The organism is Candidatus Kuenenia sp. (genome assembly GCF_039794105.1).
GTDB lineage: Bacteria > Planctomycetota > Brocadiia > Brocadiales > Brocadiaceae > Kuenenia.
In genome coordinates, this window is sequence record NZ_JBDIWA010000001.1 from 93667 (window position 1) to 106811 (window position 13145).

Genomic DNA, 13145 nt, shown 5'->3' on the forward strand with positions numbered 1-13145 from the left:
TCTCTCACTCCGAAGGGCTGTTTCGTATTTCTATATTCGTATTTCGAATTTGGTTGCGGCCAAAGGCTGCGCTAAGTCCTTCGTGTGCTTCGTGTGCTTCTTTGTGGTTAAAATCTTATTGGTTGCGTCTTTGCTGTGCAAATAGAGAAGCATTATTTATTCCTCTCCTGCAATGCATTATATCCGATTTGAGCGGCGTCTTTATAGCCTGATTTTTCATAACATGCAGATATTTTTAACAATGCATTTTTATCTTCAGGACACAAGTTTAAATATTTTTCATAGTATGATATCGCCTGTTTGTACTCCTGTTGTTTCAGAAATAAATCTCCCAACCGGATAAAAATCTCCTGATCTGCGATATTTTCGGAAATTGACCGCAATAAAATATTAATAGCGTCCGTATTGTTTCCCATTGCAGAATAGCATGAAGCTAAATTTTTATAGGTGGTAATATATTTAGGATTTGAGACTATCGATTTTTTCAGAGAACCAACCGCTTTTTCCCACTGTCCCAGACTGCCATAACAAAACCCCAGCCCGTTATATGCGGAATAATCATATCCCAGGGTATCAGTCATAAGACAATCGCTGATATTTTTCAAATACCACTCACGCAATGTCAAAAAATGTTTAAAATATTCAATAGCTTTATTACAATCTCCTTCTTTTAAATACACACAAGCCAGTGTATAAACAATATCAATATTTTCCGGAGCAATATTCATTTCCCTTAATTTTGCTAAAGCGGCGAGGCACATCTTTTTTGCCTCTGCGGTATTTCCGGTATTGAGATAACAATCTGCCATTTCATACAGCATCATTATAAAATGTTGCAGATTAGTTTCGGGTTTTATCCTCTTTAGCGCTTCTTTTCCCGTCTTAATACCATCCTGAAACAATTGCTGTGTGCAATAATTTCGAATAAGATTCAGCCATGCAAAACTATCATTTTCGTTTAACGCTAGTTGTTTTTCCAGTAATTGAGTTGTTCTGTGCCATTTCTCCCGCATCGTATCTTCGTCAAGGTCATACCCGTAATGATAAAGATGTATCTCCGATGGATGCCTTTTCCCCTCAATCATTACTTGTTCATGGATAATACCTTTGTAAAATGCCTTTTCCCGGCGAAAAACCCGTGTGTTATAAAACTTGTGCATCCCACTTTTCACTTTGCTGTATATAGCAATAATAACACCATTATAATTATCGTTGCTTATCGATTGTTTCAACACAGGAATATCATTCTGCTCAAGCTCTTCATCCGCATCGATCATAAGAATCCACTCTTTGGTAGCATGGCGTATTGCATAGTTTCGTGCCTCACTATAGTTATTATTCCAGGAATAAAAATACACCTTAGCGCCAAATTCTTTTGCGATATTTACGGTATTATCAGTTGAACCTGTATCGACAACCACTATTTCATCAACAGCGTTCTTAACGCTGTTGATGCAATTAGGCAGGAATCTTTCCTCGTTTTTAACGATAAGGCAGGCGGAGATTGTTGGATTGTGCAAGTTCTTCATGTGATTTTTTATTTTAAAGGAATCAGAGTAAAGTTTTACAGAATTTTAATGACATATTCTGATTACCACATCCATGATTTTCAGCCTTGTCCATCTTTTGCTGCAAACTTTTTACAATAAGTTTTTATTTGTGTTGTAATATCGAAAAGTTCAGGCGTAAATCTCAACACATCGGTAAAAGTATCAGCCAGACCCTCTTGTAAATATTCATGCGCAATACTATTTCTCAATTCTCTTAATTTTTCTATCGATTCGAAAAACCCTCTTTTATGCGCCCTGTTTATGGCATCGATAAGAGTTCCCTTGTTTTCGAATTCTACTGCGTCAATACTTCGGAACGCTTTTGGGAGGATGATATCGCTTACTCTCGCAAATCTACTGGTTAGTGTTTCAAAACTGTCGAATTCTTCTTCTGTATAACTCTACTTACGTGTCCTTTTGTCGTCTATTTCATAACTTCAGCAAGCTTTATTTTTACATCTTTTTTAAGTGTATTTTTAATATTTTTATGATTCATTTTTTTCAATATAAACTTTTTCGGATTTCCGTCTGAAGGTAGTAAAATTGTACAAAACGATTAATTTTTAAACAATTGTCACAACAATTTATTTTTTCCTCGTTAAATATTTTCAAAACTTTTTAGTCAAAATTACAATACTTGAACTATTACTCCTGATTAAATGCGTTTTTATTTTGTACCAAAATTCTTTATCAATGCATGTAGCAAATTTTAAACCACAATATAACACAAAAAAACAACATCTCAATAGGTATAATATTTGCTAACTATCGAAAAATGGACTTAGCACCGGCAAAACCTTGTAAAACAGCACGGCAATAAACAACTATCTAATGTTATAAATTTAAGACTATTCAAAATGGTGACTGAAGCGTACTATTCAATCGGTAATAAAATTTAAGTAGGGGCGAAGCATTTGCCGTAAATTATCATAAATGCATTTATATCCAAACGGGCAAATGCTTTGCCCCTACACACTATGCGGCAAACATCGTTATTATTGAAATTTTTCAAAAAACTAAAGTGTTACAAGAGTGTTATAAGTTTTTTATTTTTTCCAAGCCTAAGATGAGTAAATATCATAATTGGGGTATTCACTTAACTGCCGTTGCCAAAATGGAAGTATTAGAAAAAAGACGAGATAAGACTTTTTATGTATATCATTTAAATGTTTATCTTAAACTTTGAATAATCAATATCTTATGAAAGTTTTACGCCAGTCAGATGAATACCCCAATTATTATATTTTTTTAGAACAAGCCAGCCTTTATCTTAAAGAAGGTAATATTGAAAAAGCAATTGCTACATGTAATCAAGCAATTGAAATCGAACCAAAAAAACCGGACGCTTACTATAGCTTGGGACTCTATTACCACCAATTAGGCAATTTTGACTGTTCTATCACAAACTTCGAAAAAGCTGCTGATTTAGATTCAACCGATGCATCAATTTACAACAATTTGGGTTTCCTTTATTACTGTAAAGGTTTATTTGAAGAATCAAAGACACATTTTAAAAGATCAATTAGTCTGGAACCAGACTATATAGATGCACTTTATGGACTTGGCGCTGTTTACTTTGAACAATTGAAAATATATGATGCTATTGCCGTATTTAAAAAGTGCTTAACGATAGAACCTTCATTGTCAAAAGCCAGAGTAAAATTAGAGGAATGCTATAAAATAATAAATTCAGAAAGTGTTAAAGACAATTATAAAAAAATATTAATCGTTATGGATGAAGGCATTGGCAATATGGTTATGTTAACGCCTGCCTTAAGAGCAATTAAACATCAATTACCAGAATGTAGAATAACTGTGCTGGGAAAACAACCTTCTGTGCAAATTGTTGATGGGTGGGATTTAATAGAAAAAGTTCTTACAGAACCGGATGATGATCAATATGATGTAGGTTTTTTTTCCATCTGGTCTGGAAATTACAAACAAAAATTCGGAGAAAAAATAAAATCTCAGTGCAGTGAAGTATATAATATTGAATTGGATAATATTGATATGCATGAAGCTGAACACCACCTTAAAATTGCTAAGTATTTTGGATATGAAGGAAACACACCGGAACCTTTTTGTATGACTAAAGAAGTTAATATCCAATTATCTGCAAATAAAAAAATTGCAGTATTGTCAGACACTACTTTAAATAATAACGCATGGGAAAGAAAGCGATGGCCATATTATAAAGAACTTGCCAGAAAGCTTATAGATATTGGATATGCAGTTGTCCTTATCGGAGGCAAAGAAGAATTAAACCGATTCATTCCTTCTCAATGGCCGTCACAGATTATTAACTGTTTAGATAAATATAATATCCAGGAAACTGCGTGGCTTTTAAAGAAATGTGATATGTTTATCGGAAATGACAGCGGCCCTGCTCATATTGCTGCCGCGCTGGGTATTCCCACCTTTGTTTTCTTTGGTTCTACACGTATTTCTAAAAACAAACCATTAGGAACCGATGTAACTATTGTTTCAAAAAATCTCCGATGTTCACCTTGCCAGTATTCCCCGATGTGGAATGAGTGCAAGGACTGGAAATGTATGTCGCAAATTATAGCAGATGATGTTTTGCAAACAATTATTAAAAGGCCTTTACAGCAACAAAAATACAAGGTTTCGGCACTAACCCCAACCGTGAACCCCTTCGCCGAAAGAAAGGTATTAATTGTTGGCGTACTTGATATTGACAGTTCAACCAACGTTTTTATGAAGAAAGGTTTTGAAAAATTAGGGTTGCATGTAGAAGCATACAACTATAGAACCAGGTCAAAAGAATTAGGTAGCCCTCAGGCTATGTGGAAAGATTTCCAGCAATTTTTGCTAGGCAAGAAGTATGATTTGATTATATTCTGCAAAGTTAATTCGCTACACCCCGAATTAATTAAATATGCAAGTCAATTCGGAAAAACATGGTATTGGTTTATGGATAATCTATGGGTGGCGCAGAATATATACGCTAATGAATATGTAAAAAGGGCAGATTTCGCCAGTTCAACCTCAAAAGAGGTATGTGATTGGTTTCGGCAATTTAATTCCAATACATTTCAGATCATAGAAGGCTTTGACCCAGATATTTACTTTCACGAAGGTCTTCCGAAAATTTATGACCTTCTGTTTGTTGGCAATGCTACTGATAAACGTATCAACGATTTGCGGCTTCTTCGAAATGGCCATGCTTTAACTATTTTTGGCAATGGTTGGCCGGAAGATTTTGCAGCAAAACCTCCGATTTATAATAATGAGTTACGAAGAGCGATATGTCAGTCGAAAATAGTATTGAATCTGGTACACTCCAATATCTTCTCAGATCGTATAGTTTTGACTGCCGCTTCTGGTGGGTTTGTATTATCACAGTGGTGTTCCGACCTTGAGCGACATTTTCAACGGAAAACACAGTTGGATTGGTTCCGGAATGCAGAGGAAGCGCAACAACTTATTCTCTATTATTTAGAATACCACGAGGTGCGGGAAAAAATTGCTAAAAATGGTATGCATTATGTCCGCCAAAAATACAATTGGGAATCTGTGTGTCGTGAGGTCTTACAAAAGGTTGAAACAAGTTTACCAAGAGGGATAGCTGCGGCCAATAGAAAGACCGCCGAGCGTGTGCTCTTTGTATCCTGGCATGGACTTGGTGATAACGTCATGCTGACTCCGGCATTGAGGAAATATAAACAACTATACCCCGATAGCTACATTGCAGTGGCAGGATTGGAACGATTTGGTAACACGCTAGTTCAGCTTCTTTCAGGTCTGCATTTTGTTGATGAAGTCATTCCATGCCTTCCCGACGCATGGAATGATTTTCCAGATTATAAAACAGGTGTAGATGCTGTAGTGGAAAGAGCACAGGCAATTTGCAGAGAAAGGGGCTTCTCTAAAGTAGTAGTGTTGCCTACAAATCGTCAAGAAGGATATAAACTACATAAAAATTTTCGCTTTGCTGATGAGGTGGGCGTTCAATTTGATAATCTGGAGGATTTACAAACAGAACTAGCAGTTACAAAAGAAGCCGAAAAACAGGTAGAGGCATTTGTAAAGGATTACAGTAAACCCATACTGGTTCTTCATGCAAAAGCAGGAAACCAGCCTAAAACGCTGGTAGTTGAGGATGTTGAACGAATAATTGATCAATACCGAGGTTATACCGTTTTTGAATTCGGGCGACGGAGTACCAGTAGATCTATTCTAGTGTCAGAAGATAATATGGAATTTTCAAAAGCGTTAATAAAAAGAGCGGATATGGTTATTGCGATTGATTCGGTAGTAATGCATATTGCCGGTGCATTTCATCGTCCATTAATAGCAATATTTACAATTACTCCTGTTCATCAGGCAATCCCGCTGACCTACAGGGTGGATGTTTGTGGTGCAAATAATGACATGACCCAACTTAGTTTATGGCCTAGCCTTAAAAAAGAAATAGAAAAGAAGTATCTCCGGGAAAAGAATTATGGTTTTGACCAACGATGGTATTATGAGGGGGGAAGTAGCTGCTACATGGGCTATTGGTGGGGAGAACGGGGTGGAATGGGTTTGAGGATTACCGCGCGTATGAATAAGATTATTGACGAGCATCCTGAGATGTTTGAGAACTGCAAGGTCATCGATGTGGGATGTGCGGCAGGGTATTACGTAAAAGTTATGAGAGATAGAGGTATAGAGGCGTATGGCTGCGATCCTTCAGAATGGATAATAAATCGTGAAGAAACACTGATGTCACCTTATAAAAAGTATTTGAAAGTTGGTGTTGCCAAAGAAATTCCTTTTAATGTTAAAATAGACACGGTGTTAGCCTTAAACGTTCTTGAGCATAGCACGGAGGATGAGCTGTCAAGCTTTTTGTCAGAATTGAACAGGTTGCAGTCTGCAAATCTCATAATACAGGTTCCTCAAATAGACGATCCTGAGGCATGGACAGATATAACACATAAACTGATAAAGCCGCACGGATGGTGGAATAAAAAGTTTGCAAGTATCGGTTTTCAACTTGTAAAAAATATTCCTTACACAGGTGCGCCTATTTGGTATTACCAGCATTCTCTGTCATGCATTGCTCCTGAACAGAAAGAGACATATATGAAAAAATATAATGAAATAATTGCAATGGCAGAGCAACTGGCAAAAAATGATGAAAAAGAAAAGGCAATTTTAGCATATAAACAAGCTATTGAAATTGCACCTGAACAAGTGAGCGCCTATTATAATTTAGCAATCTTATACCACTCTTGTAACAATGCAGAAAATGCTATTGCTAATTTTAAAAAAGCTGCCCATTTAGCGCCTGGCGATGCAACTATCTTTAATAATTTAGGTGTATTGCATTACTCTATAGATAAACCGGATGAAGCAGAAACCTATTTTAAAAAAGCTATTGAAATTAAACCTGATTATATCGATGCAATTAACGGATTAAACAAAGTTTATCAAAAATATATACAGAAGGTTCGGGAGAGAGGTAAAACAAAAGTTGATTTTAACAAAACAAACAATGAATCTTTTCTTAAAGCGGAAAAGCATAAAACACTATCCGGATTATATTCTTCCGGTTTTAGAAAATTAAAATTACCGGAATTGTATCATGATCCAATTTGTTATTGGGCCCATATGATTACCCTAAGGTGTAATGGTGGTTGTCCTTTCTGCATTTTAAATGGAAGAGGAGATTGTCAGAAAACTATTGAATTATCCGCCAGAGAAATATTAAATTTTTGGAATAATATCGAACATAAACAAGGCCAAAGACTTTCCTTAATCGGTGGAGAACCTACATTACATAAGGATATTGTAGAAATTGTTAATAATCTTGAGGGATACTCTCTTACAATAACTACAAATTGTAAAGGTCCGTTCTATGAAAACTCAAATTTCTATAAAAGATTCAATCCGCATCCAACATCTACTTTAAGAATAAACACTACTTTTCACCCCCACCACATCTCTGCTGAAGAATATATAAGGGTAATAAATTTGTATCGCAAAACAGGATACTTTGTTGATCAGACTTCTTATGTCTACCGCCCTGATATTGATCGTTACCGGGAAGCTATCGATAAAGTCAGTAAAGAAATTCCAATAAAAGCTGCTCCTTACCTGGGCTTCTATGATCCTGAAAATCAGTTTCAATCCCCATTTTCAGTTGAACATCTTGAACCTAATGAAAATTACTACGACCCCAAGGCAGTAGCAACTATGTGCGGACTGACAAATTTCGATGCTTACCGGGACATGTGTGGTCAATATGAAAAACAGCAGGTTTCTTGTGAACACCCTTCTCGTTCACTTATAATCGGGCCTGAAGGTAATTATTATCACTGTCACTATAAAATGTATTATGGTATAGATCCGGTTTGCAATATTAAAGATTTTACGCCTGTCTCTGTAGATAGTAAAGATTGCAGGCATTATGGTTTCTGCAATTGGTGTGACGTCCCCAGAGTAGGGTGTAAGAAAAACCCTACTGCAAAAAAATTGGTACTAAACAAGCTTTATGATAAACGGGAATTTTACCGTTCTGAAATCCAGTATTTAGTCAAAGATATTTCTTCTTTTGCCAAACAACACCAGTTGGAATATAATATTTTGAAATGGTTTGAATATTCATACGTACTCCTTTATTCAGGGCTTCGCCATCGCGGAAAGGTACTGGACGTTGGCAGTGCAAAATCAATATTCCCTTATTATTTGGCCTCCAAAGATTATGCTGTAACAACATTTGACTTGACCGATGCTGAATATCGCACCGAAACCGGACATAAGTTTAATGTAACTTCTGTAACCGGTGACTTGCAAAAATTTCATCCGCAATTAGAAGAAAAGTTTGATTTTATTTCTAACCTTAGCGTTATAGAACATATCCCAGATGATACAAAAGCTGTATTAAATTTAGCCAGATATCTAAAACGCGGAGGTATCATGGTAATATCAACGGATTTTTTTGAAACTTATATCGAATATCCTAACGCAAACCGCACCATTGTAAGAGATCGCCCGCAAGGTTCACATACGGATTCTCGTGTCTATACTGAAGATACTTTTCTGAATAGAATTATAAGTCCCTTGGAAAAAGCAGGATTAAAAAGGATGGGAGCTGCCAACTACAAGAACGTTGATATTTCAAATCCAGGTGAGCGGTCAGTACGAGGATTATATACATTTGGTATTGCTTGTTTAAGAAAACCAGTTTAACAACCGAATATATTTTAATACATGGAGCACCATTAACAATAAAGTGAAACATCCATGACATTTGGTTGCAAAAGAGGTGAATCCCCTACCTCTTTTGGGAGCTATGTTAACATAGGAAGTGTTAAAATATAATGGCATAGAGAACAATTACCCAAATATCACGTCCAATTTTACCTCAACCAACCAAAGCTGTTGAACTGATATTTTCACATTCCTGCGCCCTGCCAATAACATCACGACCACGTCAAAGTCGTCTTGAAGTGTTTTGATATCTACATAAATAAGCCATTTTTTAGATTACCTATAATTCTTTATACTATAATTCGTTAAACAAGAGTTTGATGCGGCCCTGCAATAAGATAACTGATGATTGACTTTTATATTGGTAATACTTAGAATTCAGACAATACGATTTTCTGGAATTAAAAACATACCTCCATGACTTTCATCATAGAAAAACTCAACGAAAATGCGATAGAGACGGTAGTAGACCTTTATTACCGGATAGTAGAAGAACTATATTCTGAAAATACGGAGGTAGATCATCTCCACTTCCGGAATCTTTATACTGCGGAAAAATTAAAAAAACGCATCAATAATAAAAATTGCGTTTATCTCGTCGCCAAAGAAAATGGCAATCTCATTGGATTCGTATTCGCATGGATATCACAAAAAGTGGGAAATATTTTCTGGCTGGGTGTCGAGACGGCATACCGAAGAAAAGGGTACGGAAATAAATTATTGGAGGAGACATTGAGTATTTTCGCTAACCAAGATTGTTACAAGGCGAAATTCTTCACCTACCCTTTTCTGAAAACAGCTCACTGCCTATTCCAAAAATACGGATTTAAGGAAACTACTTGCATCGACAAAAGCATTTTTGGGGTTGATGTTCTCCTTATGGTAAAAAAAATTACACCCGTTCCCGGGGAACACCGTACAAAAAAAATCATATTGGCAGGTGAGGCTGGACAGGGCATTAAACTTATGGCTCATATCCTGGCAAGTATCCTCGCTAAATTAGAAAAAGAAGTTGCCCTTAATCTTGTTTATGACGCAACCGTCCGCGGCGGCAATATCAAAGCAGAGATTATCTATTCCGACGAACCTATCGAAGTCCCTTTTTTTGAAGAAGCAGATATCGCGCTTCAGCTTTCAAGCGTACTCGATACTACGGTTAAGGCAAAATATGTTCTTATTGAATCCTCCGCATGCGGAACAGACGGTGAAAAGTGTGATTTGTACTGTCCGGAAAGCGACAGAATCCCTTTTGGAAAAATTGCTACAGAATGCTTTAGCAGCCCTGTTTTTGTTAATATGATCGCATTGGGCAAGTTATTACAAAAAATCGGAATTAATATTGAGACGATAAACTTTAACACCGTCTTTCCGTCGCAATTTTTTGATGAAAATATAAGGGCGATTCGTTATGGGTACACCTATCAGGATTAACGCAGCAGAAATTTCAGAGACAATTTCCCGGCTTTGCCAGGATGCAAATTCCAATTTGGGAAGTGACGTGGTCAATGCCCTGGAGCTTGCCCGCGAAAAAGAAGCATCCCCTGTCGCAAAAGAAATACTTTCCGAATTATTGGAAAACTCGAGGATTGCGCATAAAAATAAAATGCCCTTATGCCAGGATACCGGCGTTGCAATTGTCTTCTTAGAGGTTGGAGAAAATGTAGAAATTGCCGGCGGACGACTCCACGATGCGATTAATGCCGGGGTTCGTAAAGGGTATAATGAAGGGTTTTTGAGAAAATCTATCGTAGCAGACCCCCTCACACGGGTGAATACGAATGATAACACCCCCGCTATTATTCATACAGAGTTTGCCCCCGGTAATCATCTGAAGATTACTTTTATGGCAAAGGGGGGCGGATGCGAAAATATGAGTAGGATTGCCATGCTCACACCTGCGGAGGGACGGGAGGGAGTTGTTCATTTTGTCGTGGAAACTGTGGAGAAAGCAAAGGCGAATCCATGTCCTCCGATTATTGTTGGAGTGGGAATAGGCGGGACATTTGATTATGCGGCCCTTTTAGCGAAAAAAGCCCTGTTACGTCCGGTAGGTTCGGAAAATAAAAATCCTGAAACGGCGCAATTGGAGAAAGAACTTCTGGATAAAATAAATCATCTGGGAATCGGCGCTCAGGGATTGGGCGGCAGGATAACTGCCCTGGCAGTACACGTGGAGAGCCACCCTTGTCACATTGCAAGTCTTCCTGTGGCAGTCAATATAGACTGCCACTCTCATCGGGTAAAAACTGCAATACTGGGGAGTAAATGATTATGACAAACAGTATACCTATAAAGACCCCCTTGTTAGACGCCGTTATCGAACAATTAAAGGCGGGGGATAAGGTCCGGATCAGCGGAATACTCTACACTGCAAGAGACGCCGCTCACAAAAGGCTTGTAAACCTCATCGATCAGGGCAAGGAACTGCCATTTGATATAAAAAACCAGATCATTTATTACACAGGGCCGAGTCCTGCTCTGCCGGGTACGCCAATCGGGTCGTGCGGTCCCACCACAAGCTACCGTATGGACAAATATACACCACTATTATTGTCTCTGGGGCTAAAGGCAACTATCGGCAAAGGGAACCGGTCGGAAGAGGTGCTGGAAGCCATGAAAAAATATAAGGCTGTTTATTTTGTCGCTACAGGAGGGGCTGCCGCATTGCTGGCGCAATCGGTAAAAAGAATGGAAGTAGTTGCATATGAAGATTTAGGAGCGGAAGCAATCAGGAAGTTAGAGGTTGAAAATTTTCCTGCAATTGTTGCAAATGATATTTATGGAAACGATTTGTACAAAGAAGGGGTTTTGGCCTATTCCAAAATAGATATTTCCCAGTAAGTCAACGACAGAAGCTATCGGCAATCCACAGTCTACAGTCGGCAGACGGCAAATTGCCGATTGAGCGAAGTGGGGGAATCTTAGGATTTCTCCAATGTCCCTTAAATATAAATTTCTTGCCCGATATTTGTTACATGGTTAAATTAATCTGTAATTTTAAATTGGCGCTTATGGGGGTTGCCTTCTTCACCTTGGTTTGAAAATCTATACATTAAAGGAGTATCAGGAAAATGTTGGAAAAAGTTATTTTAGTCATCTGCGATGGACTGGGAGACCGTCCGATAAAAGATCTTGGCAATTTAACTCCACTGGAAGCGGCAAAAACGCCAAACATGGACAAATTGGCTTACGAGTCTGAATGTGGAATGATGTACAGCTTGGGCCGTGGTTGCGTACCTGGCAGCGATACATCGCATCTCAACATTCTTGGCTATGATTATAGAGAATATTATTCGGGACGCGGAACAATAGAGGTGACCGGCGTTGGAATGAAATTACAGGAAGGCGATGTTGCCCTGCGTGGAAATTTCGGCACGGTAGATGAAAATTTTATTATTAAAGATCGCAGGGCAGGCAGAATCCGGGGGGTAGAACCGCTAGCACAGGCGCTGGATGGTATAGAAATCGATGGCGTTACATTTCTCGTTAGACCCGGAACCGGCCACCGCGCAGCGGTGGTGATGAGAGGAAAAGGCCTATCTAGCGCCATTATTGATGCCGATCCGCACAAACCGGACGTCCCGGTAAGGGAAGTCACCCCTTTGGATAAGTCTATTGAAGCAAAACATACCGCACGAATATTGAATGCTTTTTTGAAAAAGGCATGGGAAATTCTCCAAAAACACCCTTTAAACGAAGAAAGGCAAAAAAAAGGAGAATTGTTGGCGAACTATCTGTTGGTGCGCGGCGCAGGACAATATAAAGAGGTTCCCTGCTTTAAAGAACGTTATGCTTTCTCAGGGTGTTGTATAGCTGGAGGAGGATTGTATAAGGGAGTTGCCGCCTACCTGGGAATGGACGTTATTGACGTCCCCGGCGCAACAGGCCTGCCGGACACCGATATTGAAGCCAAATTCAGGTCGGCAATCAGCAACCTGAAGCATTACGATTTTGTTTTTGTGCATGTAAAAGCCACAGATTCTTTCGGAGAAGATGGAAATTTCAGGGGCAAAAAAGAGTTTATTGAAAAGATTGACCACGCGGCACGGCTTTTTCATGAGACGCCAGAAAATACATTATTAATAATAACAGGAGACCATTCAACCCCGTGTGCATTGAAAAGCCATTCGGGTGACCCAATCCCCATTATTTTTCGCGGAACCGGTGTTAGGGTAGACAGGGTCGCTGCGTTTAATGAGCGGGATTGTACACGTGGAGGCCTGGGGATTATTACCGGAATGGACATAATGCCTCAGATACTTAATCTTTTAGGAAAACTCCCTTTAACAGGTGCATAATTTTACGAAGTACAAAAGAGGAACCACAGATTTCACAGACTTCGTCGTGAGCTCAGTCGAACGATTACACAGATTT

6 protein-coding genes are annotated in these 13145 nt (G+C 38.4%); 5 read left to right on the forward strand and 1 reads right to left on the reverse strand.

The window, feature by feature from the left end:
* Nucleotides 1–152: 152 nt before the first annotated feature.
* Nucleotides 153–1529, reverse strand: coding sequence for a glycosyltransferase (locus ABJL82_RS00360; protein ID WP_347272699.1), 1377 nt, complete (start codon nt 1527–1529; stop codon nt 153–155).
* Between the two features lie 1203 nt (nt 1530–2732).
* Between ABJL82_RS00360 and ABJL82_RS00365 the strand changes: the two genes are divergently transcribed.
* From ABJL82_RS00365 to ABJL82_RS00385, 5 genes are all read left to right on the forward strand, one after another.
* A complete protein-coding gene (locus ABJL82_RS00365) occupies nt 2733–8750 on the forward strand; it encodes a tetratricopeptide repeat protein (RefSeq protein ID WP_347272701.1) in 6018 nt (2005 codons plus the stop codon).
* A gap of 438 nt (nt 8751–9188) precedes the next feature.
* Nucleotides 9189–10202, forward strand: a complete 1014-nt coding sequence (locus ABJL82_RS00370) for a GNAT family N-acetyltransferase (protein WP_347272702.1) — start codon at nt 9189–9191, stop codon at nt 10200–10202.
* Nucleotides 10180–11040, forward strand: a complete 861-nt coding sequence (locus tag ABJL82_RS00375; RefSeq protein ID WP_347272703.1) for a fumarate hydratase — start codon at nt 10180–10182, stop codon at nt 11038–11040. Before ABJL82_RS00370 ends, ABJL82_RS00375 begins: the two co-directional genes overlap by 23 nt.
* Before the next feature lie 2 nt (nt 11041–11042).
* Entirely contained in the window at nt 11043–11612 is a 570-nt protein-coding gene (locus tag ABJL82_RS00380) for a Fe-S-containing hydro-lyase (RefSeq protein ID WP_347272704.1), read from the forward strand.
* A 230-nt stretch (nt 11613–11842) separates the two neighbouring features.
* A complete protein-coding gene (locus ABJL82_RS00385) occupies nt 11843–13069 on the forward strand; it encodes a 2,3-bisphosphoglycerate-independent phosphoglycerate mutase (protein WP_347272705.1) in 1227 nt (408 codons plus the stop codon).
* Nucleotides 13070–13145: the final 76 nt, after the last annotated feature.

Bases quoted from the DNA above. Each gene is read 5' to 3' on its own strand.
- ABJL82_RS00360 (WP_347272699.1), bottom strand. From the start codon at position 1,529: ATGAAGAACTTGCACAATCCAACAATCTCCGCCTGCCTTATCGTTAAA.
- ABJL82_RS00385 (WP_347272705.1), top strand. From the start codon at position 11,843: ATGTTGGAAAAAGTTATTTTAGTCATCTGCGATGGACTGGGAGACCGT.
- ABJL82_RS00370 (WP_347272702.1), top strand. From the start codon at position 9,189: ATGACTTTCATCATAGAAAAACTCAACGAAAATGCGATAGAGACGGTA.
- ABJL82_RS00380 (WP_347272704.1), top strand. From the start codon at position 11,043: ATGACAAACAGTATACCTATAAAGACCCCCTTGTTAGACGCCGTTATC.
- ABJL82_RS00375 (WP_347272703.1), top strand. From the start codon at position 10,180: ATGGGTACACCTATCAGGATTAACGCAGCAGAAATTTCAGAGACAATT.